Origin of the sequence: Lactobacillus johnsonii, assembly GCF_013487865.1 — a bacterium.
Classification (GTDB): Bacteria; Bacillota; Bacilli; order Lactobacillales; family Lactobacillaceae; genus Lactobacillus; species Lactobacillus johnsonii_A.
The window spans coordinates 446,246-472,076 of the sequence record NZ_CP047409.1 but is presented as its reverse complement, the minus strand read 5'-3'; the positions used below and the strand labels follow the sequence as shown (position 1 = coordinate 472,076).

Sequence of the window (25,831 nt, the reverse complement as noted above, 5' to 3'; positions counted from 1 at the left end):
CTTCCCTTGGTAAAAATGGAAATCTACCACTAATTTATAATAATGGGTACTTCCCAAATCATGTTTTTCTTCTTTCTTAATTATTTGATATTAGTATTACACATATTTTTCAATTTCATATTTAAGTTTTGCTATGCAAAACTTAAATTACACTTTCCAACTTTTAACTCTGTCTTCATATCCCCATTTACGTAGTGATTCCTTTATATCTATTGCCTCTTTTTTATTTCCGTTAAATAAGTTAGTATAAAAATTACAGCTAATATGATAAAAAAGAAAATGGATATTCTTAGGTAAATTCTTTAAATAATCTAAACACTTTTTTATATTATCTCCATTAACATTAGAATAATAACAATAATATAAATAGTTATTGCAAATAATTGCTACTCTTTCTATTTTTATTTCTGAATGATCATCTTTTTTTCTATAATAATTTAATAAATAATCTATATTATTATCTAATTGCGCTTGAGTAAATACAGACATACAATTAGCTAACAAACGTAATGAATCGATATTCTCCACCCAGTTGTTAAAATCGTTGAATTTTTTAACTATATTTTTTCTTGTATTTTCGCTTAATTGATCCAAATTCCCGTCAAAGGTAGCAACAGCGATGAGCGCACGATATTTAAAAATAAGATTTTCATCCAATTCAAGAATTTCTGCTAAACATTTCTTGACTGCTTCAGTATTTGAAGTATTAAAAGCATTCATCATCCTTTTTTCTAATAAGCCGGCTTTAACATCTTCTTTAGAAGTATATGTATCTTTTATACTTTCTAAAAATTCATCAACATCAATATGATGTGCAAACAGAATTTTAAACAAACTATCTGCTGAAATTCCTTCAATATTGCGCTCTATTTTAGAATAATGACTCTTTTGAATAATATTCTTCGTCATTTCTTCTTGAGTCAATCCTAAACTTTCTCTTTCTCTTTTTAATGCTTCTCCAATAGTCATTTTGATCCTCATCTCTAAAAATTTAATCAATTTTATCGCAAAAAAATTTTAAATCATTATATATAAATATTTTCCCACAAAGTAAAAGATCAAGATTCTCAAAAAATAGAAAATCTTGATCTTTTTTCATGTTTATTTTTATTCAAATTCCTTACGAATCTGCTCACCTTGTTCGTCTAGTTTTGGTGCATCTTTTTGCAATCCATAAGAATTCCAAGTTCCATACTTGAGTGGTGAACCTAAAACTTCATTGCCATCAGGTAGCGTTTTAACCATCCCGCGCTCAATAATTTGATCAAGGCGTCTAGTCTTATCCACATTCAAAACTAAGCCAGCTGGCACCCCTGCTTTATGCAAAATTTCATCCCATTCTGCGGCAGTCCTAGTTTTAAGCACAGCTTGCATCGCTTTTTTAACTTCTTGCCAGTTCTTCTCACGCAGGTCATTTGTCTTGAAATCCGCTTGATTAATCCATTCTTCATGCCCTAATGCATTAGATAATAATCCCCATAAATGATCATTTCCACAACAAATGGCAATTGGCTGATCTTGGCAATCAAAAGTATCAAACGGATACATATCAGGATGACGATTGCCAATTCTGTGTGGTACTTCATGTGGCCCAAGAGCAATCATTAGGTCTTGCACCATTAAAGAGAAGGTAGAATCTAGCATCGAAACATCTACAGTTGTGCCCTTTCCTGTTCGCTCTCTTGCTACTAAAGCAGTGGTAATTGCACTATATCCCATAATTCCAGCAACAACATCAGAAACTGAAGTTCCAACACGTGTTGGCTTACCGTTTGGTTCACCTGTGGCATCCATTAATCCCGAAACAGCTTGAATAATGGTATCGTAAGCCGCTTGTTTAGACCACGGTCCGTATTGACCAAAACCAGAAATAGAAGCAAATATTAGCTTTGGATACTTTTTAACCATTTCTTCTGGATCAAATCCTAGGCGTGTCATTACACCTGGACGGAAGTTTTCTACAACTATATCAGCCTTAGCAATCATGTTTTCGACTAAAGCATGATCTTTTGGATCTTTCAAATCTAAAGCAATTGATTCTTTACCTGCATTACAGATTCTAAAGTATTCACTTGAACCATCTGCAATGTATGGTCCCATGTGGCGGGTATCATCCCCTGTTTTTCTTTCAATATGAATTACTCGTGCACCTGCGTCGGCAAGCATTCTTGTACAAGTTGGACCTGACAAGACATGGGTGAAGTCCACAACTAAGATTCCTGCTAGTGGATATGGCTTATCTTTATCTAAATGAGGATTATTTGGTTCTGACATTTTTATATACGCTTTCTTATTTTAATTGTATTCAAGTCTTATTTTAGATAAAAATGAGCAAAATAAAAAGCCATTTGATATCGACGACTTTAATTTTAATTATCGTAAATCAGAATGAAATAATTCATTATGAGACCCTAGTCTAACCAATCGAAAGACTTTTTTATTTTTGTTTTTTGTATGAATAACAAGCAAATCAAGTTTCCCCTCAAATAAATGAAATTCAAAATATCCTACATAATTCAATTCCTCATCAGTTAAAAGATGTGGATCATATTCTTCCGGTATTTCTCCAGTTTCTTGCATATATGAAGTTATTGCTTGAATTTCATCCCATAACTCAGGAACTTTCTTACTCCAACGATTTACATCCTGAATAAAAGTATCTTCGGCCTTTATTTCATACATTACTCTAATTCCTTTGCACGTTTTTTCATATAACTAATCAATTTATTAGTATCTTTAAAGGCTGGAGTATCGTCTTCAATTAAGCCCATATCTTTAGCTTCTGCCAGTAAAAGAGCTTTCTTAGTATCGTCTGTAAGCGTATTAGAATTGGTTACTGAAAAGGGAATCCCATTATGTCTAATAATTTGTTTAAAATACATTTTAATACTAGTAGACATGTCTAAACCGAGATTATCTAAAATTCTTTTAACTTCATCATGATCTTTAGAATCTGCACGATAACTATATGTATGTGCCATATTAATCACTCTCCTTTTCTAAAATTATACTACAATTTATATACATTGTATTTAATTTTAACTAGATATAGTCTTGCTTAAATTATAGAGAATCTCATCACACTGATTATTCTCAGAATCAATATCCATTCAAATAATCATTAGCCTTCTCCAGACTAAAGGATAAATCTTCAAAACTAAATTCCTTAAAGTTTTGCTCTCTGATCCTTTTTTGTGCATCTTCATAGTTTAGCCATACAGTTTGTTTAATTTCACTTTCTTGCTGTTTTATTTCCTGATCAGGATTGTATTTTGCTAAAAATAAAGTTACAGTCTTTTCAATTTCTGAAGTAACTTGATATGAATAGCTTTTACTAAAATCAAAATTAAATTCAGGCTTCAAACCTACTTCTTCAAAAATTTCTCGTTTTGCAGCTTCTTGCGCTGTTTCTCCTGCTTCAAGATGTCCTTTTGAAAAAGCCCATGCACTCTTAAATTGCTTATAAGGCTGACTTTGAATTAATAAATATTGGATTTCGTTATTTTGCTTGCGCCAGATAATCGCGCCTGCTGAATGTTCATGTTTCATGATATTTTTCCTTTAATTATAATTCTTCCTTAAATCCATTCCTTGACCATAACCAAAGCGCAGATTGAAAATCAATAGGTACATAATTGGTACCCTTTAGTGCTTCAATCCAAGCTTTTATTACATAATCCTGTACTTTTGTACTTTCTACTTCTTCATCTGTAATCAGCCCAAGTTTATGCGTAGCTCTAATAATATGCCGATCTGTAGCAATATAAATTTGATCAGTATTAATCAAAGGTAGATTCGTATACTGATACATCACATATAGCCAGTAATTACATAATTTTTTACCAGACAGGTATGGAAAATCCTTTTTCTTCTCTACCTGCATATAATGACGAACTTTTTGAATATCATTGTCAAAATAAGCAAAAAAATCAGTTACTTTTCCATTGAAATTATTATCTAAAGTCTGACAAAGTTTAATCCAAATTTGTGTCTGCTTATTTTTCTGCAAAGCCAAACTATATCTAGTTAAGGCTGCCCGTACTTCAGTAAAATCTTTATTCATCACTTCTTGTGGATTAAATACAAAGCTAGTTTCATTATCTTCAAAAGTAGCCGTAGCACTTTTCCACAAGGTATTAGAATTTCGTTGATAATCTAAAGCAGTTGGCAATGTATAAAAAATAGCATTTTCTTCAGAATGGTGATCTAAATTTTTAGGACGCGTATCTTCTGGCATATCGCTTCCCCAGTACCCTGATTTATATATTTCAGTTAAATGCTCAAGTTTATTTAGTAGTTCTTGATTCATTAATATATTTTCCTTCCCAAAATAAAAAACGCCTTGTCAGACATAATTATATCCAACAAAACGTTTTAATTTCTATCTTAATCTAAGCCGCATTTTTCAAAAATTTCATCAACATGCTTCAAGTGATAGTGATAATCAAATGCATCATCTAAATCATCTTCAGACAAGTAATTCATAACTTCACTATCTTCAATTAGCTTTCTAAATGAAGTTTGTTCTTGCCATGACTTATTAGCTAATTTTTGCACCATATCGTAAGCTTTTTCACGAGACAATCCTGCTTCATCAATTAACTTCAAAAGCACGCGTTGTGAATAAATCAAACCATAAGTACGGTCCATATTCTTAAGCATTGTTTCTGGGAAAACATCGAGGTTAGTCAAAATTCTGTTAAAACGGTTCAACATGTAATCAATTCCAATTGTTGCATCAGGTAAAATCACACGTTCAGCACTTGAATGAGAAATATCTCTCTCATGCCATAAAGCTACATCTTCATAAGCTGGCACCATAAAGCCACGCATTACTCGAGCCATACCGCATAGGTTTTCTGAACCAATTGGATTATGCTTGTGAGGCATTGCAGAAGAGCCTTTTTGACCAGCTCTAAAGTGTTCTTCAACTTCATGAATTTCACTACGTTGCAAACCGCGAATTTCTGTTGCCCAATTTTCAATACTTGTAGCAATTAAAGCAATCGTAGCAATGTAGTACGCATGTAAGTCTCTTGGCAAAACCTGACTAGTAACTGGTTGCTGAGTTAAACCTAGTTGCTTTAAAACGCTAGTTTCAACTGCTGGTGGGACATTAGCAAAAGTACCAACAGCTCCAGAAATCTTACCAGATTCAACATCTTTAGCAGCAGCCTTAAAGCGTTCAATGTCACGATTAATTTCTGCATACCACCGAGCCAACTTTAAACCAAAAGTAGTTGGTTCTGCTTGAACACCATGAGTTCTTCCCATTTCAACAGTGTACTTGTACTTACGAGCACTATCTGCAATTGTTTCTTTTAAAGCTTCTAAATCTTTAAGAATAATTTCGTCAGCTTGCTTTAAGATATAGCCTTGTGCAGTATCCACAACGTCGGTTGAAGTTAAGCCGAAGTGAACCCACTTCTTTTCTTCCCCTAAACTTTCGGAAACTGTTCTAGTAAAAGCAACTACATCGTGGTGAGTAATTGCTTCTAATTCACTAACGCGTTCTACTGTAAAAGAAGCATTATCAGCAATCTTCTTAGCATCTTCGGCTGGTACTTCACCAAGCTCTGCCCAAGCGTTAGTTGCTGCAATTTCAACTTTTAACCAAGCGGCGTATTTATTTTCTAATGACCAAATTTTGCCCATTTCGGGACGAGTATAACGTTCTAACATAAATTACATTTCCCAAGGATTCTTCAAAACAATGGTTTGTTCACGGTCAGGACCAACTGAAACAGTAACTAAAGGAACACCTACTAATTCAGAAACGCGGTTCAAGAACTTCTTAGCGTTTTCTGGTAAATCTTCCCAAGTCTTTACATTAGTAATATCTTCATCCCAAGCTGGTAATTCTTCGTAAACTGGCTTACATCTGTATAATTCCTTCAAACTTGCTGGGTAGTAGTCAATCTTTTCGCCATCAAGTTCGTAAGCAGTGGCAATCTTAATCTTGTCAAAACCAGAAAAGACATCTAATAAGTTCAAACTTAAAGCGTTGATACCAGCAACACGCTTAGCGTGACGAAGAGCAACTGAATCAAACCAACCAACACGACGTGGACGACCAGTAACAGTACCGTATTCATGAGCAGTTTCACGAATGCGATCACCAACTTCATCTAATAATTCAGTTGGGAATGGTCCTTCACCAACACGAGTAGTGTAAGCCTTGCAGACACCAACAACAGTATCTAAGCGGTTAGCACCCATACCAATACCAGAAGCAATTCCACCTGAAATAGTGTTTGAAGAAGTTACGTATGGGTAAGTACCTTCATCAATATCAAGCATTACTCCTTGTGCACCTTCAAAAAGAACTTTTTCGTCGTTATCTAAAGCTTCATTTACCACTACTGAAGTATCAGTAACGTATTTCTTCATCTTTTGACCATATTCAAGATACTTTTCAAAAATATCTTCAAACTTAAGTGCAGGTTTGTTATAAACCTTAGTAAATAAAGCATTCTTTTCAGCTAAATTAGTACGTAATTTTTCTTCAAAAGTATCTCTTTCAAGTAAATCACAAACGCGAATACCAATTCTTGAAGCCTTATCCATGTAACAAGGACCAATACCGTTCTTGGTAGTTCCGATCTTCTTGTCACCTTTAGCTTCTTCTTGATAAGTATCTTGCAAAATGTGGTAAGGCATAATTACGTGTGCTCGATTAGAAATCTTTAAGCCACTAATGTCGATACCTTCTTTTTCAAGGTTGTCTAATTCTCCGAACATTACTTCTGGATTGATAACTACACCATTACCAATTACAGCACCCTTCTTAGCAGCAAAAATTCCAGATGGAATTAGGCGCATCTTGAAAGTCTTATCTCCAATTTCAATTGTGTGGCCGGCATTGTTACCACCATTTGAACGTACAGCCATTGCTGCATCTTTACTTAAGAAATCGGTAATTTTACCCTTTCCTTCGTCGCCCCATTGACTACCTACAACTGCTATTGCTGTCATTTGATTTCACCTCATAAAAATCATTTTCTTAAAACCGAAGACTAGTTTAACAATCTATATCTTAATAGTCAATTGATTTCCGAACATTTTTAATAATCAATAAAATAAACATTCATTTTTCTCTTGACTTTACCCAACAACCCCCGTATATTAACTCATGTAGTTTTTAAAAAGCACGAGGTAAATTAGATGAGCAATTACTTTAGTATGGAAGCCTTCGATTATGATGATATTCAACTTGTACCGAATAAATGCATTATCAAGAGCCGCAGCGAGGCTGACACAAGCATAAAATTTGGAAGCCGAACATTTAAGATTCCAGTAGTTCCAGCTAATATGGAGAGCGTAATTGATGATGACTTAGCTATTTGGTTAGCAGAAAACGGCTACTATTATGTAATGCACCGTTTTTATCCAGAAAAGCGCGCTGACTTTATTAAAATGATGCATGATAAAGGTTTATTTGCTTCAATTTCTGTTGGTATTAAAGATAGTGAATACGATTTTATCGACTACTTGGCTAAAGAAAAGATCATCCCTGAATATATTACAATCGACGTAGCTCATGGTCATTCTGACTACGTCATTAAAATGATCAAATACATTAAAGATAAGCTACCCGATACTTTCCTAACAGCCGGCAATATTGCAACTCCTGAAGCAGTTCGTGAATTAGAAAATGCAGGTGCTGATGCAACAAAAGTTGGTGTCGGACCTGGTAGAGCCTGCATTACTAAACTAAAGACTGGTTTTGGTACTGGTGGCTGGCAACTAGCAGCGCTACGCATGTGTTCAAAAGCTGCTAGAAAACCGCTAATTGCTGACGGCGGCATTCGTCATAATGGTGATATTGCTAAGTCTGTTCGATTCGGTGCCTCAATGGTCATGATTGGATCTCTCTTTGCTGGTCATGAAGAATCTCCTGGTAACTTAATCACAATTGATGGTAAACGTTATAAGCAATACTGGGGCTCAGCTTCCGAAGTTCAAAAAGGTGCTTATAGAAACGTAGAAGGTAAACAAATGCTTGTACCTTATCGCGGTTCAATTAAAGATACCTTGCGTGAGATGCAAGAAGACCTTCAATCCTCTGTTTCTTATGCTGGCGGCAAAGATCTAAGTGCAATCAGAGTCGTAGATTATGTTATTGTTAAATCTTCGATCTTTGATGGAGATAAATAAGAGGCTTATCTAGGTTATACATATATTTATATTCAGAACTGACGGTAGCTAAACGCTATCGTTATTTTTATTTTTATTTTTATTTTAATCTTATCAATTTGATGTAAACTAAGCTTATTAACAATTTTAGAAAGGTTGGCATACAATGATTAAAACTGCTAAGCAAGTTCTAGCTAAACCCTTTACATCAAACTTTTTCTTTATCTTTCTGCAAGGAATTATGATTGGATTAATAACCGGGCTCATCGTTGGTATCTTTAGATGGATTATTGATCATACAATGAAATTTTTATTTTTCATCTATCCCTTAATGCGACAAAAACCCATCTATTTAATTCCTTATGTGATCGCTACTATATTGGTCGTCTTCCTTCTTAGTCAAGTTATTAAACCGGTATTAAACAATATTACTGGTTCTGGTGTTCCACAAATTGAAGCCGTTATGCTTGACGAAAACAAAATGAATTGGTGGAGTATCTTATGGCGCAAATTTGTTGGTGGTCTTTTAGCAATTTGTCCAGGGCTATTTTTAGGACGCGAAGGTCCCTGTATTCAAATGGGTGCAATGGTGGGACAAGCATTCGGTAACAAACTATTTCAAGCAGATCCTACTAACCTTAAACGCTTGCAAGGTTGTGGTATTGCAGCCGGATTAAGTGCTGCCTTCTCAGCACCCTTAGCTGGAGTCTTCTTCCTAGTAGAAGAAATAACCTTTAATTTCACACCAAAAGAATGTTTAACTGCCTTAGCAGCTGCTATGTCTTCTGACTTAATCACCCTATGCTTTTTTGGTACAACACCTTGTCTTTATCTCCCACTAGAGAGACCGCTACCGCTAACTTCTTATTGGTTCTTACTTTTGATAGGCATCATTTTAGGCTTGCTAGCTTACGTTTATCAATATTGCCTCTTAAGTCTTAAGCCTATTTATTCAAAACTTACAAAAATACCGAAAATTTATCACAGTATTGTTCCTCTGATCTTAGTAATTCCTATTGGCCTTTGGAATGCAAAATTACTTGGTGGTTCTCACGACTTTATTTCGAGTCTTTTTGAACCAACATTTGTGAAGAGCATTCAAACTGGAACATTTAGTTTAATTTTATTGCCACTTATTTGGTTCTTAGTTCGTTTTATCTTTTCAATGATTTCTTACGGAGCTTCCGTTCCTGGTGGTATTTTTATGCCAATTCTTGTCTTAGGTGCCTTACTTGGGGTTATCTTTGCTATGATTATGATTCACTTTAATATTGCTCCTAAAAGCTGCTATGGCATTATTATTGTTACCTCAATGTGTGCTTACTTTGGCGCTATTGAAAAAGCGCCCTTCACTGCTTTAACGCTTTTAACTGAAATGGTTGGTTCAGTTGAACAGATCTTTCCAATGCTAGTAGCAACTTTTATTGCTTATTTCGTTTTAGATCTCTTAGGTGGAAAGCCAATCTACGAAGCATTAAGGATTCAAATGGACTTTCGTAAGTTGACTAAGTCTGAAACTGAATAAATATAGTTCTAGATCCATATCCGTTAACTGTCAAGCTAATGGATATGGATTTTCTATACAGATAAGTTGTATTTTTAAACACTTTATCTGTATAAAAGCTCAAAAATCAACTATAATTATAGATGAAAAACCCCAATACTTTATTTCTTAAATTAAGGAGCAAATGTAGAATGAATGAAAAGACTAATAAACTTTATTTTCTAAAAATTAAAATAGAAAATCATCCTTTATTCTCTGATGAATTAGAATTTTCACTCATGAGTGATGCACGTGTGTTAGAAAGCACTAAAAGCCAATTGACACATCTTGCTGGAAATCTTTGGATCAATAATATCATTACTATTGTCGGTAAAAATGCTACCGGTAAGACAACGATTATGAGTACCATCATAGGGATGCTTAAATTGCTTTTATATAGAATGTCAATTGATCAAACTTCTCTTCAAGATATTTTTATTGGAACAGAACCAATAAAGGTGACGACCTATTTCTACGGTATAGATAAAGCTCTATATAAAGATGTAATTACTTTTAATCTAGATAAAACTAGTCCAGATAAAAAATGGATTATTGGCAATGAAGTGATTTACGAAAAGAAATTTAATAAGCGATCTACCAAGAAAAATATCTTAAATTTTGAAAATATTGAACCACTCTTTGATCGGAATAAATTAAGTGAAGATGCTACCTCTATCCTCTCTCCGGATGATTCAATTTTTAGATTAATACAAGCAAAGAAAAAGTATTCCGTTCAATCTATTAGTGGTAACTTAATGCTTGCAAACGTGAACGCTCTTTTATATGGAGATAAAGACGTCCCAACTGAAATATTAAATTATTTAGATTCAACCATTGAATACTTGAAAATTGAACAAGATAGAGATGAATCGGGGCAATTAAAAATTTTATACCGTCTAAAATTCAAGAACCGTGATGAAGAAATTAATGCGACAGCATTTGATGTTATTGAGCATTATTTATCATCCGGTACGGCTAAAGGGATCACTTTATATGGCAATGTAATTGCAGCTCTGCAAACTGGTGGAATAATTTTTGTCGATGAATTAGAGAATCACTTTAATCATGCTATCGTTAGGTCCTTTATTGACGATTTTTCTGATCCTAAAGTTAATGTTAACCGCGCAATATTGATTTTCAGTACTCACTATTCCGAATTATTAGATGATTTAGAACGAGGAGATGAAGTTTATATTGCTAAAAGAAATAATCAGATTCAATTACAAAGATACTCGGCTTCTAACGTTAGAAGTGATTTAAATAAGAGTGATGTCTTTGAATCAGATTATTTGGGTGGAACTGCCCCAGAATATTCTGCTTATATGCAATTAAAAAAGGCGACTAAGAAAGCGGTGGACCATACTCGTGAATAATGAATTAGTGGCTTTCATCGCAGAAGGAAATACAGAACAAGCAATAATTGACGTTCTCTTAGGTCATGATGCATTAAGGTGTACTCAAGAGAATGTGTTACAAGAAGAAGTTATTCGATGCCGAAACGGTAAAAGGTTCGCTAAGCAATACCAAATAAGAGTTTTGGACAAAAGATTCATATATACCGCATATTAGATTCAAGATCCGAAAATTTTGTCGTACCTAAAGCATATCTTCCAAAAATATCAGAGGTAACTAATTTAACTACACGTCCTGAAATAGAAATATTATTTATCTTATTGCACAATGATTATAAAAAATACACAAACGGTAACTATAAAAAGCCCAGTATTTTTGTAAAGAAACATTATAATGATCTCAAAAAAGTAAAATCATACGAAGATAATTTTCAATTTTGGAATGAGCATTTTGAAGATTTAATTCGAGTTTTAAAACGATATAAAAGCTATCATCCAAATGAAGATACTCTAGCTGATTTATTAAAATAATCCCCACAACAAAAAAGGATGTCGTTAATCTTCGCACTACGTGTTGATTAAGCGACATCTTTTTGTTTAATATTTCTACAAATTGATCATAATACTAAAGGCTAAGCCCCAAATAATAGAATAGATGACAACAATCATCACTAGATAAATTACTGCGCCCCAGAATGGATCATGAATCATCTTTTCAGTTCCAGGATCAGGACAAACAACTAGTAAGAATGAACCTAAAGAAAACAGTGCATAAAAGATCCAAACTAATGCTTCTCCAAAACCAAGTAATCCCGAGCTTAAACTTAGGATTAAGAAGCAGAAAGCACAAATTACAATCCAAAAGTTCCAGTTAGTTACTTGTGCAACTTTATTAACATATTGCCAAAAGCCACCCGTGTTACCAAACACGAATAAGTGACCAACCATTGAACAAAGAATAGTAATAATCTGAACGACAAATAGGATTACAATTGCCCAGAAAGTAAAGCCGGATGCATGATGAATGAGAGTAATATCAAACATGTTAGCAATATAATTACTTGCAATAGCTAACCCAATAAACAATACAATATCTTCACCTAGTAAGGTAATAACTCCGTACCACTTCTCTGCCGGATTGTAGCCTAAAGGATAGCGCCACGATTCTACTAACCAACGCCAATAAGTGTTAGGAGTTTCTTCTTTTGGAGATTGAACTTCATCTTCCATAATAATTCCTCCTCAAGATTATTGATCTTTCATTTCTTATTATAACAATACTCCTTATTTATAGGCAGAATAAGGACTTCAGTCCGTTATTAAATGCAAAGAATATACTAATCTATTTCTCTGAAACAATAAAAGAATCTTTCTCGAAAATTTTAGCTTTCTCTAATAAATACAAGCCTTAAGTTTATATTTAAATATCTTACTCTGTAGCTATCCTTCGCGCCTTTTCTTCTTACATTATCAAGTGGTTTTAGGAACAAAACAAACAAATGATATCGAAGAAAAAATGTTATTCTTCAACATCATTTGTTTTTTCATAAAATAACTTATTGTATTATCCATTCACTCTTGTGTAGTGTCTAGGGCTTACTTCAACATGCTTTCTGCATATGGCACCTCAAGTGATGGATCTGCATTTAAATTCTCATCGCTAAACTTACCAGCCTTGTACAAGTTATATGCAGCAGCACCAATCATTGCCGCATTATCTCCGCAAAGCTTCAAGTCGGGTAAAATCACCTTTGGCTTAATATCAGCAGGCAACTTTTCAATCTCTTCTGCTAATCTATCGCGTAAGCCGTGGTTCGCGGCGACACCGCCGCCTAAGATAAATGTCTTCGGCTTATATTCTTTGATCGCTCTAATTGTTTTGTGGCTCAACACATCAACAACTGAAGCCTGAAAACTGGCAGCTAAATCATACTTATCAAGTTCTTCATGAATTTGATCTGCATGGTGGCAAGTATTAATGAAGGCACTCTTAAGTCCTGAGAAGGAGAAGTCATAGTCATCATCTTCCATCATTGCTCTCGGGAAGTGGAAGGTATCTTTCCCCCTATGTGCCCATTCATCAATTGTCTTACCTGCTGGGTAATTAACACCTAAAACGCGGCCAATCTTATCATAGGCTTCACCAGCTGCATCATCCCTGGTATCGCCCACAATTTCAAAATGGATCGGATCCTTCATCAAGACAATCTCAGTATGTCCACCTGACACCTGCAAAGCAAGTGCTGGATATTCAATCTCATCCTTTAATTGCGCTGCCATAATATGTCCCATAATATGGTCAACACCAATTAACGGAATTCCAGTTGCCATTGATGCAGCCTTTGCTGCACTAACACCAATTAAAAGTGCCCCAACTAGACCTGGTCCATAGGTGACCGCAATTGCATCAATATCATTCCAAGTCGCATTTGCTTCATCTAAGGCTTCCTTAGTAATCTGCGTAATTACTTCAATATGGTGACGACTTGCTACCTCTGGCACAACCCCACCAAAGCGTTGGTGACTTTTAATTTGAGTAGCTACAATTAAGCTTTCGATTTCACGACCATTTTTAATCACAGCAGTTGAAGTTTCATCACATGAGCTTTCAAATGCTAAAATTCGAACATCTTTTTTAGTCACTTTATCTCTTCCTATTCTTAATCTGTCAATTCCTTAATCATGCTAATCGCATCTGCTTGTTCAGTAGTATAGTAGTTCTTCCGAATAAAGTTATCCTTAAAGCCTAACTTACGATATAAACTCTGAGCATTATAGTTATCGCTGCGTACCTCTAAAGTCATCTGAACTGCGCGATTTTTCTGAGCAATCCCAATCATGGTTCTCAGTAAGAATTCACCAATTCCTCTTCTTTGATAGGTAGGTTTCACGGCAATATTGGTAATATGACCTTCTTGAGCCTGCATTCTCATCCCCACAAAGCCCACCAAAGTCGAACCTTGATAAACTACCAAGTACAAGGAATTAGCATGCTTTTTTAATTCACTCTTAAAAGAGAATCGACTCCAAGGCGTCCGTCCAAAGTACACTTCTTGCTCTAGACCTAATAAGTCCGCAATATTCTCATCGCTAGCCTTCATAATCTGATAAGTTTCATTATCTAACCTTAATGCAAAGGGCGTAAAGCTGAGATCGATTTCTACCGGATGAAAAAATAAACTAAACTTCTTCAACATAGTCGCTATCCGGGCCAAATGCCTTTCCAGTCTTCTTATGCCAGTCCATTTCAGCTTGTGTACGCCTCAAATATTTTGGCACCATCTTATCAGGATCTACTGCTTCTTTATTAAGAGCTAATTTTCCAATTTCACCAGCATGAATTTGGTTATCACCTGCATCTTGAGTGAAGTTATCTGAACCTAGCAAGTCCTTAATTTCATCTTGGTATTTTTCAATTGAGCTACCAACAAAGATAACGTGTTCAGATAAGCCGAGCTCTTTCACCTTATCTATCAAGTCATCTAGATGATAGTGGCCATCAGGAACTAGATTCTCTAACTTGCCGTCAGCCTTACGATAAACACCAGCAAAGAAATTCTTGTTACGAGCATCTAATTCACTCACGATTAAGCCATCGCTTGCGCCATTAGCCAATGCAGCTAAAGTTGATACCCCAACTAAGTCCTTATTTAAAATAGAAGCAAACATCTTCGCAGTAGTAATTCCAATTCTTAAACCAGTATAAGAACCAGGACCTTCTGCAACTGCAAAACGATCAATATCTTTTAAAGTAAGATCATTTTCCCTCAACAATTCATTAATTAAAGGATCTAAATGTTCACTATGATTTCGATGATCTTCTTCGTTCTTTTCCAAAATTTTATCTCCATCATTCAAAGCTACGCTCAAATGATTGGTTGCAGTAGTAATACTTAATATTTTCATTTAAATTCTATCCTTATTATTATCGAAATTACCTTCTTATTTTAACACGTTGAAGAGCATTTAAAATCACGTAAAGAACGACAATTTGAATCCAAGGAGTGATCAACTCTTTTAGAATTCTTTGTAGAAATGCTGCTCTTAAATCTAAGCCATATAATAGATGAATCCAGTAAGTATTCATTAAGACATTAACCACCAAGGTAACTAATAAAGTCGAAACAATAATACGCCACCACTTAATTGGTTTTTGATATAAGAAGATCGCATAAATCACAACCCCTACTATTGCTGAAAGAATAAATCCTGGGAAAAATCCACCTTCAACGCCAAAAACAGCTGATTTTAACAAATCACTTAGTACTGCACCAATTCCGCCCCAGAAAGGGCCAAAATAATAAGCTAATAATGCACTTCCAATAAATCCCAATCCTACTTTTACTGTAGCTGGACCAAACGATATTTTTTGTAGCACAACATTCATTGCTACTAGCAATGCCAGAGTAACTAAGCCCTGCAAATCTAATTTCTTTATTCCTGTCTTCATTGGCATTCCTACCTTTCAAAAAAAGCACGACTGTACTAACAACAAGTCATGCCTTTAATTTTCTTTCCAATTAATTTCAGCCAAGGCAGACGCCTCACCCCGATTAGAAATCAAATGATGCGAAGTTAATGTATCTTGATCAAGCTCTACTTCTGCTAGTGCTTGATTTCCATATTGAACTTCTTTTTTAAATGAAATATCAATACTTTTGACAGTATGAGAATTCAAGAACTCTCTTGGCAAGGTATCAATCATCCAATCGAAATAAATACTATTAGTTAAATGATGGTTTGTATCTAAATCATAATATCTAACAGTATATTTCTTACTTGAGCTATACGCTTTTAAGGGACGTAATCGCTTAAAGCGCGGCATATGTTTCAAGTATGGATTTCCAAATTTCTGCATCATTTGATCATCTGCTTCAGTAATTTTGCGATTTTTTAAATCTAAAATTACCCATTGGCTTTTGACATTCACTATCTTTTTGTTAGTAGAATCAATTATACCAAAATCTCTATATTCAAAAAAGCGATTATATCCACTACCGTTTGTAGTAACGGTAATTTTTTCACCAGCTTCAGGCAAGCGATCAATATCAAGATGATACTCAACTACAACCCAGCCTAGATTTTGCTTTAGTAAATCATGAATCCCAGCACCACCTGCTGTTAATTGAACATTTGAAACCTGCATAAAATGCTCAATTAAATGAGGAAGTTGAATTTTTCCTGTTTCATCGCAATCACCATAGCTAACTTGGTGCTCTTCTTTAAAAATCTTTTCCATCTTAATCTCCGTGCTTAATTTTGATGGTATTTGTCATAAAGTTCATTCTTTGAAACCTTATTAGCCTTAGCAACTGACTTAATCGCATCTTTTTTACTTTCGCCAGCTGCTACCTGATCGGCTACTTGCTTAATTAACTCATCCCAAGAAAGTTGCTTTTCTTCCTCTTCATTCGGAGAAACTAAAACTACAAATTCACCTCGTGGATCGTTCTCAGTGAAGTATTCATTAATTTCACTAATTGATCCTCTGATATATTCTTCATGAATCTTGGTTAATTCACGAGCCAAGGCAATTTTTCGATCTGGCTTAATTACTTCAGCTAAAGTCTTCAAGGTCTTCTTCAAACGATGTGGTGCTTCATAAAAGATCGAAGTAGCACGCGAAGTGTTCATCATTTCAAAGTACTTCTTTTGCTCACTGCTCTTACGCGGTAAGAACCCATAATAAGTAAAGGGTTGTGCGTCAAAGCCAGAAGCAATTAAGGCAGTCGCAAAAGCTGAAGGACCAGGAAGAGAGACAACAGGAATATCATTTTTGATACATTCCTGCACCAAGACATAACCGGGATCTGAAATTACCGGCATCCCAGCATCAGAAATCTCAGCAATTGTCTTTCCTTCTTTAAGCAGCTTAATTAATTCAGGAGCACGTTCTTTAGAATTATACTTATGAAAAGAAATCATCTTATTATGAACGCCAATTTTTTCAAGCAAAATCCCACTAGTTCGGGTATCTTCCGCTGCGATGTAATCAGCTTCAGTTAGAATTCTTTTAGCTCTTAAAGTAATATCTTCTAAATTTCCAATTGGAGTAGGGACAAGATACAGACGTCCCTTATCTTTTTCATTAAAACTACTCTGCACTTGCATAATTTTTATCCCCTACTCTTTTGTCCGTGATTTACAAAATTATCTAAAATATCTAAGCAAAACATGCAATCTTCACCTGATTCACGGTGAGAACCATAGTACATATTGCAGATATGGTAACCAGAATCGTAAATATTTCTCAATGACTTCAAACCAGCTTGCGACTTATTTTCAGCTGGTTCTTTATTTGCATCTAGCTTACTAATCTTTTCTCTTAATAGTTGGTTTTCAACTTTTAATTCTGTATTTTCTTTCAATACTTCAAGCATGTCATTTTCCAGACCGGCAACAGTTTTTGTCATTGCCTGAAGATTGTGCTGTAATTGTGACAATTGTGAAAATGGATCCACTCAAAAACACCTACCGTTCAAAACTCAATACTAAATAATCTAATGTATTGTGGAAACTAACATTACTAGCTCGCATCTTATCGCAAGTCATTAATAACTCTAATAAAGATGCACTCTCCCTTAACTTTTTACCCGCTTCTAAGCTCTTCATGGCCAAAGTCTTAAGCTGATAAAAAACAAACTTTTGACTCGCAGGTTTAGTAGCAAGACTACTAATCTGATTCACACGCACCAAGGCCAAATCATTATGTTCTAACAGCTCCTGAAACAGGTATTTACTCTCTTCTTCAAGCTTACTTGTGTCGCCTAGATCATCAATTTCTTCATCTGTTAAGCCATATTCAAGTAATTGAGCTCTTTTACTATCAATCTTTTCATCAGAGAAATTAAGAATCTGAGTTCTAGATTTAACCGTTGGTAAAATTTGATTTTCATTATTGGTGATCAGAATGGTAACGACTGGCGCTACTGGTTCTTCTAATAAATTAAGCAAGGCGTTGCTTGCAGCTAAAGTTAATTTTTCCGCATTTTCAATTATAAAAAAGCGGCGATTTCCTTCAACAGGGCTTTTAGCAAGCTCTTCTTTTAAGGGACGAATCTGATCAATTGAGAGACTCTGCTTACCTTCTAGTTTTACTAAGAAGACATCTGGATGATTTCCATCTAAGATTCTCTGACAATTGTTACAAGTTCCGTCTGGCTTATCTTCTCCCAAGCAATTAAAGAGACAGGCCAGCCAGTAAGCTGTATTTATTCCCTTCTTTTGCATGGGATCGACAAACAAGTAACTATGGGCAACTTTTTTATTTAAATATGCATCCCTTAAAAGATCAGCCTGCTTTTGGCCGATATTTTTTAAATCAATCATTAAAAGTGCTTAAATTCCTCAACTGGTAATACAAAGACAGTCGCTCCGCCAACAGTAACTTGGACTGGTTTTCCAAGCATAGAAGTGCCTGCAGCATCCATGTTCATATTCGAGACATATTGTTCTCTAGTGTGGGAGCTCTTTTTAATGATTTCTAATACTTCATTTACGCGGTCATCTTCAATACCCACGATAAAAGTTGTATTGCCTGCTCTTAAAAGCCACCGCTGGTAGCTAATTTAGTTGCACGAACATCATTTTGAATAAATTCTTTTGCTAAGGTATCTGCATCTTTATCCTGTACAATTGCTAAAACAAGTTTCATTCTTACCAAATCCTTACATAAAAATATCAGGTAATTGTTTTCTTATTATTTTAACACTATTAGCTGCAACATCCTTGATCGGCAAATTAGCATCTACCTTTTTAATTCGATCAGGATAGCGTTCAAGTAATTCACGATAGCCAGCATAGACCTTATTATGGAAGTCAATTTTTTCTTGTTCAAGTCGATCTTCTTGACCAGCCCGCTCTTTTTCAATTCTAGCTAAACCCACAGCTGGATCTAGGTCTAAGAAGATGGTTAAATCAGGCTCAAGTCCGCCAGTTCCAAAATTATTAATTTGCTTTACTTCTTCAATGCCTAGATTTCTACCTACACCTTGATAAGCTAGTGAACTATCAATGAATCGATCGGATAATACTACTTTACCAGCTGCTAAGGCTGGACGAATCACTTCACTTACGTGCTGACTTCTTTGTGCTGCATATAGCAAAGCTTCAGTTCGATCATCCATTTCTTTATTTTCTGGGTCTAAAATAATTGTTCTGATATTTTCTGAAATCTTAGATCCACCTGGCTCACGCGTGACAAGAGTCCGTTCTTGTAAACTTTGCGGTAATTGCTTAATTATTTCGTTAATAACTGTAGTTTTTCCTGCCCCATCTGGGCCTTCAAATGTAATTAAATATCCTCTCATGTCTACCCCCACTTGGCATTGTACTGTAAAAGAAAAAAGAAAGACAGACTTGTTTTTTCAAGATTATTTATTTTTCCACAAAAAAAGTCCACCGCAGTGGACTACATTATCTAGTAATAACGCTTGATGAGCTACTAGATTTAGTGTTTCTTCTTCTTGCTTCTTCATACAAAAAAATAAATTTTGCATGGAGAATTTTATTTAAAACTCGATTATCAAATGAATAATCAATTGTCGTTTGATCGAAAACTTTTTGTTCAGCAAGTTGTCTTTGCAGTTGAGCAACAATTCTTAGTAATCGTTCGTCGCCTGCTTTTTTAACTTTGTTCCTTTTTCCAATCATAGATCTGTTCTCCCTTGAACAGCGCGCTTCAAAGTAATTGAGTTGGCGTATTCAATATCGCTACCTACGGCTAAACCAGCAGCAAGACGCGTTACCTTTAAGCCAGCTGGCTTAATCAGCTTAGCTAGATACATAGCAGTTGCTTCACCTTCTGGGCTGGAGTTTAGGGCAAGAATAACTTCTTTAACTTCATCTTGTTTTTGAAGTCTGGTAATTAAACTTTTAATGTTAATTTCTTCTGGGCCTACTCCATCCATTGGGGACAAGACTCCATGTAAGACATGGTACAAGCCATTATATTCGCCCATTTCCTCAAAAGCCATGACATCTTTTGGCTGCTCAACTACCATTATCGTTGAACGGTCACGGTTTTGATCGCGGCAAATCTCGCATGGATCACTTTCAGTAATATTCCCACAAATAGAACAAGAATGAAGATTTTCTTTTACCTGCATTAATGACTTAGAAAAGTCTTCCACGTCATCTTCCGGCATGTCCATTGTGTAAAAGGCTAAACGTGTTGCTGTTTTTTCACCAATACCAGGCAGCTTCATGTAATTATCAATTAAACGGGCAATTGGTAATGGATATTGCATCTTACATCAAACCTTTAGTGTATTTGCCCATTGATGCTTGAGTAGCATCATCTACTGCCTTGATTCCCTTGTTTACAGCATCGATAACAAGATCTTGAAGCATATCTGGATCATCTGGATCGATTGCTTCCTTATTAATCTTCAAGTCTTTTAGTTTACGGTCGCCGCTAAAAGTAGCAACTACCATGTCATCTGCAGACTTACCAACAAATTCTTGAGTAGCTAAATTTGCTTGTTCAGCTTCCATTTGTTGTTGCATCTTCTTAGCTTGCTTAATTAAACCTTGCATGTTACCCATGCCCATACCACCAAAATTAGGTCTCTTACCCATAGTTTTCTCTCCTTAATCTTTAATCTGTGCTAGATCTCCAAACAATTCTTTAGCCTTATCAATGACTTCTTTTTTTGCTTGAGGATCTATCTGATTACCATTTGCTTCTTGTTCAGATTTTTCTAGTCTTTGAAATTTTTTAGCAAGTAACTCTTCTTTATGACTTGTCACAAAATCATGCCGTACTTTCAACCATGAAGAATCTGCAACTAAAACAATACTATAATTATGCTTTGTTAGCTTCGCAATTTCAGTTTCAAGTTGAGAAATTAGATCTCCGTCTTGATTTGCTCGCTCAAACCATAATTCATACTTACATTTTAAAACAATTTGCTCGTGACTTGCAGCCACAGGATCTAAAACTTCCATTACAGCTCTTTGAGATACTTTTAGAGTAGACAGTAAGTCTGGCCAAATATCTTTTACTGTATTTAGGTCTTCCTTAGTGGCATTTTCAAGCACATGATATACCTGCCGGCGGTTATTTTCTTGAGCCGCTTGGTTATTAGAACTAGCCTTTCTTCTTTTCGGCTTTTGTTCTGGTTTATTTTCTTTATCGGCAAGGCGCCTAATTTGCGACTTAGTTTCAGTTTTAATTGTGCCAGAAAAGTCTGAAGTAGTACTTCTAGCAGGTGCCTGCCTATTTTTCAATTCCGCAACTTGCTTACTTAAAGTGTCAATTTGATTTTTTAGAGTTTGAACAACATCTGACGAAATTGCTTCAGCTTGTTGAGGTGTACTATCAGCTTTTACTGGAGCTTGAGTTACTTGAACTACAAATACATCAAGCGGGATTTGTTGCTGGTTAGTGTAGCGCAAGTCATTTAAGGCATTATTAGCTGCTTGCACAAGTGAGTAGAATTTTTCTTCTGGAATTTTAGCTAATTCGGAAGCATAATTCTCAGTTAAAAAAGTTTCTTCCTTATTACTCTTAATTGCCAGCATCCCTTTAACAGTTAAACTAATCAACTCATCTAAAATATTCTTAGTTGATGCTCCGTCCTGCAAAAGTACATGAACTATTTCAAGAGCTGCTGAAGTTTCGCCATTAAGTAAATTTAATAATACTTGTTCAATTTTTTCTTGAGCCGCATAACCAGTTATTCTTAAAGCATCTTCGTACTTAACCTTATCTTGATCATAAGATAAAATCTGATCCAAGATACTTAAACTGTCACGCATTCCACCATCAGCTACTTGAGCAATTACTTCAAGGGCCTTTTCTTCAAAGTCAATTTTTTCTTGGCCAAGAATATAGGTCATACGAGCAATTAAATCATGTTGATCAATCCGCTTGAAGTTGTAGCGCTGGGTTCTGGAAATAATAGTTGCTGGAACTTTTTGAAGTTCAGTAGTAGCTAAGATAAAGACTACGTGCTCTGGTGGCTCTTCTAACGTCTTAAGCAAGGCATTGAAGGCACCCATTGAAAGCATATGAACCTCATCGATGATGTAGACTTTATATTTACCCTGTGTTGGGGCGTATTTTACTTTATCTCTGATATCTCGAATTTCATCAACACCATTGTTAGATGCAGCATCGATTTCGATAATATCATTCATTGTTCCTTGATCTGCTGCAAGACAGTTTTCACATTCATTACATGGCTCTCCGTCTTGCAGATTAGTACAATTTAAGGCCTTGGCAAAAATTTTAGCACATGATGTTTTACCAGTACCACGTGGTCCTGCGAATAGAAAAGCATGTGATATCTTGCCACGCTTGATTGCATTTTTTAATGTATCAGTAATCGCTGTTTGCCCTACGACTCCATCAAAAGTTCGAGGACGCCATTTACGATATAGCGCTTGATAAGCCATTTTGCACTTCCTTTATCAAAAAAACTCCTAGCTCAAACGAGCTAAGAGCTGTTTAAATTCTCAAAAAAAGGCACATGCCCAAGCAACCTTAGTGCTGCTACCTTCCGGTCCTGACACAATTTAGAGGTCGGACATTGCCCACAAACTATAATACAGTATTTTGATTTATTTTTCCACTATTTATCTTGCTTTTGTTTACGTCTAATTTCACGGAAAAAATCTTTTAGCATTTGGGCTGCTTGATCCCTAAATAAACCGCCATAAATTTTAGGATGGTGATTAAATTTTTCCACCTTAAATAAGTCAATGACACTGCCTGCTGCTCCAGCTTTTGGATCAAAAGCACCATAATAAACTTCAGCTAATCTTGAATTAATGATAGCACCGCTGCACATTGGACAGGGTTCAAGGGTAATAAACAAACTACAGTCGACTAGACGCCAGGAATTTAATTTTTTACAAGCTTGTCTAATCGCAATCATTTCGGCATGTTGCGTCGCATCTTCATCAAGCTCGCGTCTATTATATCCTTCGCCAATCACATTGCCATCTTTATCTACAACAACTGCACCAATTGGTACTTCACCTTGTTCTTCAGCCTTTTTTGCCTGTTCAAAGGCTAGGTGCATGTATTTTTCTTTTTGCTCTTTAGTTAACATATATCTTCCTCTTTAATTTCTGCTTATATTCTAACAAAAAGAAAAAAGCTAGCGACCCGCTAGCTAAAAATTTTTATTGTTGGTTATAGAATTGATTTTTTGTAATGTATGAAATTGATTTTACATACTGACCCTTATGATGGACCTTAATATATTCCTGATTTGGATCATAACCACCCACTTGTTTTATTTTATAAGCTCTAGTTTTACCATCCTTTGGGTTAATGATCGTTACTTGTTTGTAATTCTGAGTGTTTTTTGGAACCTTAGCATAACTAACTGTTTCACTAACCAATGGATTTAAACGATCAGTAGTAGACGTATGAACAGTCAAAACGCCAATAATTGCTATTACCAGTACAGTCAGAAGTGAAATAACTCCTATTTTAAATTTCTTCATATTTACCCTCCTTACACTAAACTTATCGATTAATTATTTTAGATTGATTATATGTTACTAAGAAAGTATCGTCATCAGCAATTAAATTTCGATATTTCGAATTATTTTTAGATCGACTTTCATTCTATAATCGATTCGCAAGTTTCGTTAGACCTGCATGTCTCAGAACATCTTTTAATTGCTGCATAGACTTTTTATCTCCCTTTTTCATATCTTCAAAATATTGAGTAATAAGAATCTTTAAACCAAACCTGTCATCAAAAGGCAACGTACGAATAAGAGCCATTGTTTCTGACACATATTTATCAATTTTTCTAATACAAAGCGCCGTATATAAATAATTAACACAAACTGTGGATACTCTCCGCTGAAAAGTAGCTGGACAATTTTCTAAATTTTTATAGTAGCGTAAGACCTTTCCCATTCTAGCAATCAAAATGTCTGGATCAGAAATAGGCATAGAGTTACCAAAAATTATCAATGCCTCGTTATCTGTAACCCAATCATCTTTTTGATAAATATATTGATTAATTTTTGTTCGAGTTGCTTTATCCATTGAAGTCATTTCATCCTTTAAATAAGCCCTGATTAATACAGCCCGATAATATGTAATTTTTGGAACAGCAGGCATATTTTCCAATTCATGAGTAATTTTCTCGACTTTTTCTAAATCATTATTATTAAAAGCAACCGATAATTGATTAGAAATATTCTCTATCATCCTTGCACGTTCATCAATTTTGTATGAGCCATTGACTGACTCAAAAAATTTTATTATATCTACATGATTAGATTTAAGAAGTAAAATTAATTTTTCACTATCAATATCTGCTTCTTTTCCATTTTTAGCATAACCTGTTTCTATTTCTGAATAGTGAGAAACAGAAATAGGTATATTTTTAATCCAAGCGGCTTGTGTTTTATGCTGAGCCAATCTTTCTTTTCGAAGAGCTTCTCTTATTTTCATCTTCTCATCTCTTCCTATGTTTGAGCTTATAAGTACTAGTATTTGTAAATATAATACCCTTTATAACTAAAAAAAGCTGGCTAAATTAACCAGCTCAATTAAATAAATTCATCATAAAACATATTCATGTATAGGATAACAAGTAAAAATAAAAAAGATCCTTTGACCCTTTCTATTTAAATACGACCACGTTTTTTAATCGTATAACAGTTAACAAAATAGCCGATTGATCCAATGAAATAAAGCATCGCTAACCCAGCTGCGCCTAAGAAACGATCACCATCAATCGATAAGTAAATCATTCCACCAAGACCAGCTAAAACAATCAAGACTAAAATAATATTGATAAACAGTTTCATAATGAATTCACTTCTTTCAAAGTATTATTCTCTACCTTGTATCCGTTTTCATTATAAACCTTTATTGTTATTTTTTTAATTATTTTTACTCATTAAAATGTAATAGCCCTTATCACGAGCTAGAATCTCACAATTTCCGTATATCTTTGTCATTAATTTCTTGGCACTAGGTGCACCTTGTTTCTTCTGAATTACTACCAATAAGACGCCATTTTCTACTAGATGGTCTTTTGCTTCAGTTAAAATTTGGTCGACTACCTTTTTACCAGCACGAATTGGTGGATTAGTAATAATTAGCCCATATTTTTTATCCACTTGTTCATAAATATCTGACTGATAAATATTTACATTATCAATTCGATTGAACTGTGCATTTCTTTTAGCTAAGTCTAAGGCACGCTCATTTACATCTACCATATCAACTTCTTGATCAGGCCAAAACTTGGCCGCAAATAATCCCATCGGACCGTAGCCAGTCCCTACATCTAAGATGCCATCTTTTGGAAAATCAACGTTTTTCATTGCTTTAATTAAAACACCTGAACCATAATCAACTCTTAATTTTGAAAAAACGCCCGCATCAGTCGTAAATTTTAAATCAATATCATCAATATGATAGTCAACTAAGTGTTCATCATGCTTGGCATCAGGATTAGCCGCAAAATACATTTGATTCTTTTTTGTCATAATTATTCTCGCTTCTTTAATTTCTATTTATAGTTTATCAATTCTGCTTTGTTTTTTTCCATAAAGCCTTATAATTAGAATGTTACAGAAAGGAAGAGATAGAATGATGATTTCTATTCCTATATTTATTTTAGCAATTATTATTGGAATTATCTGTTTATGGGTAGGATTTAGAATAAAAGGCAATCAAGCAGTTTTTGGTCGTGTTCTTTCAACAAATAGACAAACCTGGGCAAGATTTTGGTTAACAGCCGGTTGGGTTATCATTATTATTGCTGGTTGTTATCTTCTATTCATGATTATTCTACATTTTTATTTGAAGATGTAA

At 34.9% G+C, this 25,831-nt stretch carries 31 protein-coding genes, 1 other RNA gene and 1 pseudogene; 4 read left to right on the top strand and 29 right to left on the bottom strand.

What is annotated here, in order from left to right:
- Nucleotides 1-147 precede the first annotated feature (147 nt).
- The 8 genes from GTO82_RS02240 to GTO82_RS02205 all read right to left on the bottom strand — a co-directional run bounded on the left by GTO82_RS02240 (nucleotide 148) and on the right by GTO82_RS02205 (nucleotide 6,975).
- Nucleotides 148-969 (bottom strand): helix-turn-helix domain-containing protein, encoded by an 822-nt coding sequence (locus GTO82_RS02240; protein WP_180873592.1) that lies wholly within the window; start codon nucleotides 967-969, stop codon nucleotides 148-150.
- 138 nt (nucleotides 970-1,107) lie between these two features.
- A complete protein-coding gene (locus GTO82_RS02235) occupies nucleotides 1,108-2,274 on the bottom strand; it encodes a CaiB/BaiF CoA transferase family protein (RefSeq protein ID WP_180873591.1) in 1,167 nt (388 codons plus the stop codon).
- A gap of 99 nt (nucleotides 2,275-2,373) precedes the next feature.
- Nucleotides 2,374-2,682: a type II toxin-antitoxin system YafQ family toxin gene (locus GTO82_RS02230; protein WP_180873590.1), complete on the bottom strand. Its 309-nt coding sequence runs from the start codon at nucleotides 2,680-2,682 to the stop codon at nucleotides 2,374-2,376.
- On the bottom strand, nucleotides 2,682-2,981 hold the full coding sequence (locus tag GTO82_RS02225) for a type II toxin-antitoxin system RelB/DinJ family antitoxin (protein WP_014567149.1): 300 nt from the start codon (nucleotides 2,979-2,981) through the stop codon (nucleotides 2,682-2,684). The genes GTO82_RS02230 and GTO82_RS02225 overlap by 1 nt, the downstream gene beginning before the upstream one ends.
- 118 nt (nucleotides 2,982-3,099) lie before the next feature.
- The gene (locus GTO82_RS02220) at nucleotides 3,100-3,549 is read right to left on the bottom strand and encodes a bis(5'-nucleosyl)-tetraphosphatase (protein ID WP_180873589.1); all 450 of its coding nucleotides are present in this window, start codon (nucleotides 3,547-3,549) and stop codon (nucleotides 3,100-3,102) included.
- Nucleotides 3,550-3,565: 16 nt separating this feature from the next.
- Nucleotides 3,566-4,309: a hypothetical protein gene (locus GTO82_RS02215; RefSeq protein ID WP_180873588.1), complete on the bottom strand. Its 744-nt coding sequence runs from the start codon at nucleotides 4,307-4,309 to the stop codon at nucleotides 3,566-3,568.
- A gap of 77 nt (nucleotides 4,310-4,386) precedes the next feature.
- A complete protein-coding gene (gene purB / locus GTO82_RS02210) occupies nucleotides 4,387-5,682 on the bottom strand; it encodes an adenylosuccinate lyase (protein WP_180873587.1) in 1,296 nt (431 codons plus the stop codon).
- Between the two features lie 3 nt (nucleotides 5,683-5,685).
- On the bottom strand, nucleotides 5,686-6,975 hold the full coding sequence (locus GTO82_RS02205) for an adenylosuccinate synthase (protein ID WP_180873586.1): 1,290 nt from the start codon (nucleotides 6,973-6,975) through the stop codon (nucleotides 5,686-5,688).
- A 189-nt stretch (nucleotides 6,976-7,164) separates the two neighbouring features.
- On the opposite strand from GTO82_RS02205, the gene GTO82_RS02200 reads away from it, so the two are divergent.
- The 3 genes from GTO82_RS02200 (at nucleotide 7,165) to GTO82_RS02190 (ending at nucleotide 11,052) form a co-directional block, all read left to right on the top strand.
- Entirely contained in the window at nucleotides 7,165-8,157 is a 993-nt protein-coding gene (locus GTO82_RS02200; RefSeq protein ID WP_180873585.1) for a GMP reductase, read from the top strand.
- Between the two features lie 145 nt (nucleotides 8,158-8,302).
- Nucleotides 8,303-9,661 carry a ClC family H(+)/Cl(-) exchange transporter gene (locus GTO82_RS02195; RefSeq protein ID WP_180873584.1) on the top strand — a complete coding sequence of 453 codons (1,359 nt, stop codon included), beginning with the start codon at nucleotides 8,303-8,305 and terminating at the stop codon, nucleotides 9,659-9,661.
- A 170-nt stretch (nucleotides 9,662-9,831) separates the two neighbouring features.
- Nucleotides 9,832-11,052 carry an AAA family ATPase gene (locus tag GTO82_RS02190; RefSeq protein ID WP_180873583.1) on the top strand — a complete coding sequence of 407 codons (1,221 nt, stop codon included), beginning with the start codon at nucleotides 9,832-9,834 and terminating at the stop codon, nucleotides 11,050-11,052.
- 585 nt (nucleotides 11,053-11,637) lie between these two features.
- Here the strand turns inward: GTO82_RS02190 and GTO82_RS02185 are convergent.
- The 21 genes and pseudogenes from GTO82_RS02185 to GTO82_RS02085 all read right to left on the bottom strand — a co-directional run bounded on the left by GTO82_RS02185 (nucleotide 11,638) and on the right by GTO82_RS02085 (nucleotide 25,503).
- Nucleotides 11,638-12,261 carry a hypothetical protein gene (locus GTO82_RS02185; protein WP_180873582.1) on the bottom strand — a complete coding sequence of 208 codons (624 nt, stop codon included), beginning with the start codon at nucleotides 12,259-12,261 and terminating at the stop codon, nucleotides 11,638-11,640.
- Between the two features lie 366 nt (nucleotides 12,262-12,627).
- The gene (gene tsaD / locus GTO82_RS02180) at nucleotides 12,628-13,674 is read right to left on the bottom strand and encodes a tRNA (adenosine(37)-N6)-threonylcarbamoyltransferase complex transferase subunit TsaD (RefSeq protein ID WP_180873581.1); all 1,047 of its coding nucleotides are present in this window, start codon (nucleotides 13,672-13,674) and stop codon (nucleotides 12,628-12,630) included.
- A 17-nt stretch (nucleotides 13,675-13,691) separates the two neighbouring features.
- Nucleotides 13,692-14,228, bottom strand: coding sequence for a ribosomal protein S18-alanine N-acetyltransferase (gene rimI / locus GTO82_RS02175; RefSeq protein ID WP_004895726.1), 537 nt, complete (start codon nucleotides 14,226-14,228; stop codon nucleotides 13,692-13,694).
- Complete coding sequence (gene tsaB / locus GTO82_RS02170; RefSeq protein WP_180873580.1) at nucleotides 14,212-14,937, bottom strand: tRNA (adenosine(37)-N6)-threonylcarbamoyltransferase complex dimerization subunit type 1 TsaB; 726 nt, start codon at nucleotides 14,935-14,937, stop codon at nucleotides 14,212-14,214. The genes rimI and tsaB overlap by 17 nt, the downstream gene beginning before the upstream one ends.
- Nucleotides 14,938-14,965: 28 nt before the next feature.
- Nucleotides 14,966-15,481: a folate family ECF transporter S component gene (locus tag GTO82_RS02165; RefSeq protein WP_222125473.1), complete on the bottom strand. Its 516-nt coding sequence runs from the start codon at nucleotides 15,479-15,481 to the stop codon at nucleotides 14,966-14,968.
- Between the two features lie 54 nt (nucleotides 15,482-15,535).
- Nucleotides 15,536-16,270, bottom strand: coding sequence for an acyl-[acyl-carrier-protein] thioesterase (locus GTO82_RS02160; RefSeq protein WP_180873578.1), 735 nt, complete (start codon nucleotides 16,268-16,270; stop codon nucleotides 15,536-15,538).
- Between the two features lie 14 nt (nucleotides 16,271-16,284).
- Nucleotides 16,285-17,142, bottom strand: coding sequence for a 16S rRNA (cytidine(1402)-2'-O)-methyltransferase (gene rsmI, locus GTO82_RS02155; RefSeq protein ID WP_053107517.1), 858 nt, complete (start codon nucleotides 17,140-17,142; stop codon nucleotides 16,285-16,287).
- Between the two features lie 5 nt (nucleotides 17,143-17,147).
- On the bottom strand, nucleotides 17,148-17,492 hold the full coding sequence (yabA, locus tag GTO82_RS02150; protein WP_004895731.1) for a DNA replication initiation control protein YabA: 345 nt from the start codon (nucleotides 17,490-17,492) through the stop codon (nucleotides 17,148-17,150).
- A 10-nt stretch (nucleotides 17,493-17,502) separates the two neighbouring features.
- Nucleotides 17,503-18,360: a DNA polymerase III subunit gene (locus GTO82_RS02145; protein WP_180873577.1), complete on the bottom strand. Its 858-nt coding sequence runs from the start codon at nucleotides 18,358-18,360 to the stop codon at nucleotides 17,503-17,505.
- A pseudogene (locus tag GTO82_RS02140) lies at nucleotides 18,360-18,685 on the bottom strand (cyclic-di-AMP receptor). The gene GTO82_RS02145 and the pseudogene GTO82_RS02140 overlap by 1 nt, the downstream one beginning before the upstream one ends.
- 13 nt (nucleotides 18,686-18,698) lie before the next feature.
- Complete coding sequence (tmk, locus tag GTO82_RS02135; protein WP_180873576.1) at nucleotides 18,699-19,340, bottom strand: dTMP kinase; 642 nt, start codon at nucleotides 19,338-19,340, stop codon at nucleotides 18,699-18,701.
- 106 nt (nucleotides 19,341-19,446) lie between these two features.
- Nucleotides 19,447-19,683, bottom strand: a complete 237-nt coding sequence (locus tag GTO82_RS02130; protein ID WP_004896742.1) for a YaaL family protein — start codon at nucleotides 19,681-19,683, stop codon at nucleotides 19,447-19,449.
- Nucleotides 19,680-20,279 carry a recombination mediator RecR gene (recR, locus tag GTO82_RS02125; protein ID WP_061400187.1) on the bottom strand — a complete coding sequence of 200 codons (600 nt, stop codon included), beginning with the start codon at nucleotides 20,277-20,279 and terminating at the stop codon, nucleotides 19,680-19,682. The genes GTO82_RS02130 and recR overlap by 4 nt, the downstream gene beginning before the upstream one ends.
- A 1-nt stretch (nucleotide 20,280) precedes the next feature.
- Entirely contained in the window at nucleotides 20,281-20,610 is a 330-nt protein-coding gene (locus GTO82_RS02120; RefSeq protein ID WP_061400186.1) for a YbaB/EbfC family nucleoid-associated protein, read from the bottom strand.
- Nucleotides 20,611-20,622: 12 nt separating this feature from the next.
- Nucleotides 20,623-22,431 (bottom strand): DNA polymerase III subunit gamma/tau, encoded by a 1,809-nt coding sequence (gene dnaX, locus GTO82_RS02115; protein ID WP_180873575.1) that lies wholly within the window; start codon nucleotides 22,429-22,431, stop codon nucleotides 20,623-20,625.
- Between the two features lie 62 nt (nucleotides 22,432-22,493).
- Nucleotides 22,494-22,574, bottom strand: an RNA gene (gene ffs / locus GTO82_RS02110) — signal recognition particle sRNA small type.
- A 33-nt stretch (nucleotides 22,575-22,607) separates the two neighbouring features.
- Nucleotides 22,608-23,090, bottom strand: coding sequence for a tRNA adenosine(34) deaminase TadA (gene tadA, locus GTO82_RS02105; protein ID WP_004896738.1), 483 nt, complete (start codon nucleotides 23,088-23,090; stop codon nucleotides 22,608-22,610).
- A gap of 73 nt (nucleotides 23,091-23,163) precedes the next feature.
- Entirely contained in the window at nucleotides 23,164-23,490 is a 327-nt protein-coding gene (locus GTO82_RS02100; RefSeq protein ID WP_180873574.1) for a YxeA family protein, read from the bottom strand.
- A 124-nt stretch (nucleotides 23,491-23,614) separates the two neighbouring features.
- On the bottom strand, nucleotides 23,615-24,457 hold the full coding sequence (locus GTO82_RS02095; protein ID WP_180873573.1) for a transcriptional regulator: 843 nt from the start codon (nucleotides 24,455-24,457) through the stop codon (nucleotides 23,615-23,617).
- A 176-nt stretch (nucleotides 24,458-24,633) separates the two neighbouring features.
- Nucleotides 24,634-24,816, bottom strand: coding sequence for a hypothetical protein (locus GTO82_RS02090; protein WP_014567132.1), 183 nt, complete (start codon nucleotides 24,814-24,816; stop codon nucleotides 24,634-24,636).
- A gap of 75 nt (nucleotides 24,817-24,891) precedes the next feature.
- Complete coding sequence (locus GTO82_RS02085) at nucleotides 24,892-25,503, bottom strand: class I SAM-dependent methyltransferase (protein ID WP_180873572.1); 612 nt, start codon at nucleotides 25,501-25,503, stop codon at nucleotides 24,892-24,894.
- A 103-nt stretch (nucleotides 25,504-25,606) separates the two neighbouring features.
- Between GTO82_RS02085 and GTO82_RS02080 the strand changes: the two genes are divergently transcribed.
- Nucleotides 25,607-25,831 carry a hypothetical protein gene (locus tag GTO82_RS02080; protein WP_004896736.1) on the top strand — a complete coding sequence of 75 codons (225 nt, stop codon included), beginning with the start codon at nucleotides 25,607-25,609 and terminating at the stop codon, nucleotides 25,829-25,831.

What these genes read in the sequence shown, in the direction of transcription:
- GTO82_RS02240 (WP_180873592.1), bottom strand. Translation starts at nt 969, where the DNA reads ATGACTATTGGAGAAGCATTAAAAAGAGAAAGAGAAAGTTTAGGATTG.
- GTO82_RS02235 (WP_180873591.1), bottom strand. Translation starts at nt 2,274, where the DNA reads ATGTCAGAACCAAATAATCCTCATTTAGATAAAGATAAGCCATATCCA.
- GTO82_RS02230 (WP_180873590.1), bottom strand. Translation starts at nt 2,682, where the DNA reads ATGTATGAAATAAAGGCCGAAGATACTTTTATTCAGGATGTAAATCGT.
- GTO82_RS02225 (WP_014567149.1), bottom strand. Translation starts at nt 2,981, where the DNA reads ATGGCACATACATATAGTTATCGTGCAGATTCTAAAGATCATGATGAA.
- GTO82_RS02220 (WP_180873589.1), bottom strand. Translation starts at nt 3,549, where the DNA reads ATGAAACATGAACATTCAGCAGGCGCGATTATCTGGCGCAAGCAAAAT.
- GTO82_RS02215 (WP_180873588.1), bottom strand. Translation starts at nt 4,309, where the DNA reads ATGAATCAAGAACTACTAAATAAACTTGAGCATTTAACTGAAATATAT.
- purB (WP_180873587.1), bottom strand. Translation starts at nt 5,682, where the DNA reads ATGTTAGAACGTTATACTCGTCCCGAAATGGGCAAAATTTGGTCATTA.
- GTO82_RS02205 (WP_180873586.1), bottom strand. Translation starts at nt 6,975, where the DNA reads ATGACAGCAATAGCAGTTGTAGGTAGTCAATGGGGCGACGAAGGAAAG.
- GTO82_RS02200 (WP_180873585.1), top strand. Translation starts at nt 7,165, where the DNA reads ATGAGCAATTACTTTAGTATGGAAGCCTTCGATTATGATGATATTCAA.
- GTO82_RS02195 (WP_180873584.1), top strand. Translation starts at nt 8,303, where the DNA reads ATGATTAAAACTGCTAAGCAAGTTCTAGCTAAACCCTTTACATCAAAC.
- GTO82_RS02190 (WP_180873583.1), top strand. Translation starts at nt 9,832, where the DNA reads ATGAATGAAAAGACTAATAAACTTTATTTTCTAAAAATTAAAATAGAA.
- GTO82_RS02185 (WP_180873582.1), bottom strand. Translation starts at nt 12,261, where the DNA reads ATGGAAGATGAAGTTCAATCTCCAAAAGAAGAAACTCCTAACACTTAT.
- rimI (WP_004895726.1), bottom strand. Translation starts at nt 14,228, where the DNA reads ATGTTGAAGAAGTTTAGTTTATTTTTTCATCCGGTAGAAATCGATCTC.
- tsaB (WP_180873580.1), bottom strand. Translation starts at nt 14,937, where the DNA reads ATGAAAATATTAAGTATTACTACTGCAACCAATCATTTGAGCGTAGCT.
- GTO82_RS02165 (WP_222125473.1), bottom strand. Translation starts at nt 15,481, where the DNA reads ATGAAGACAGGAATAAAGAAATTAGATTTGCAGGGCTTAGTTACTCTG.
- GTO82_RS02160 (WP_180873578.1), bottom strand. Translation starts at nt 16,270, where the DNA reads ATGGAAAAGATTTTTAAAGAAGAGCACCAAGTTAGCTATGGTGATTGC.
- rsmI (WP_053107517.1), bottom strand. Translation starts at nt 17,142, where the DNA reads ATGCAAGTGCAGAGTAGTTTTAATGAAAAAGATAAGGGACGTCTGTAT.
- GTO82_RS02145 (WP_180873577.1), bottom strand. Translation starts at nt 18,360, where the DNA reads ATGATTGATTTAAAAAATATCGGCCAAAAGCAGGCTGATCTTTTAAGG.
- tmk (WP_180873576.1), bottom strand. Translation starts at nt 19,340, where the DNA reads ATGAGAGGATATTTAATTACATTTGAAGGCCCAGATGGGGCAGGAAAA.
- GTO82_RS02130 (WP_004896742.1), bottom strand. Translation starts at nt 19,683, where the DNA reads ATGATTGGAAAAAGGAACAAAGTTAAAAAAGCAGGCGACGAACGATTA.
- recR (WP_061400187.1), bottom strand. Translation starts at nt 20,279, where the DNA reads ATGCAATATCCATTACCAATTGCCCGTTTAATTGATAATTACATGAAG.
- GTO82_RS02120 (WP_061400186.1), bottom strand. Translation starts at nt 20,610, where the DNA reads ATGGGTAAGAGACCTAATTTTGGTGGTATGGGCATGGGTAACATGCAA.
- dnaX (WP_180873575.1), bottom strand. Translation starts at nt 22,431, where the DNA reads ATGGCTTATCAAGCGCTATATCGTAAATGGCGTCCTCGAACTTTTGAT.
- tadA (WP_004896738.1), bottom strand. Translation starts at nt 23,090, where the DNA reads ATGTTAACTAAAGAGCAAAAAGAAAAATACATGCACCTAGCCTTTGAA.
- GTO82_RS02100 (WP_180873574.1), bottom strand. Translation starts at nt 23,490, where the DNA reads ATGAAGAAATTTAAAATAGGAGTTATTTCACTTCTGACTGTACTGGTA.
- GTO82_RS02095 (WP_180873573.1), bottom strand. Translation starts at nt 24,457, where the DNA reads ATGAAAATAAGAGAAGCTCTTCGAAAAGAAAGATTGGCTCAGCATAAA.
- GTO82_RS02090 (WP_014567132.1), bottom strand. Translation starts at nt 24,816, where the DNA reads ATGAAACTGTTTATCAATATTATTTTAGTCTTGATTGTTTTAGCTGGT.
- GTO82_RS02085 (WP_180873572.1), bottom strand. Translation starts at nt 25,503, where the DNA reads ATGACAAAAAAGAATCAAATGTATTTTGCGGCTAATCCTGATGCCAAG.
- GTO82_RS02080 (WP_004896736.1), top strand. Translation starts at nt 25,607, where the DNA reads ATGATGATTTCTATTCCTATATTTATTTTAGCAATTATTATTGGAATT.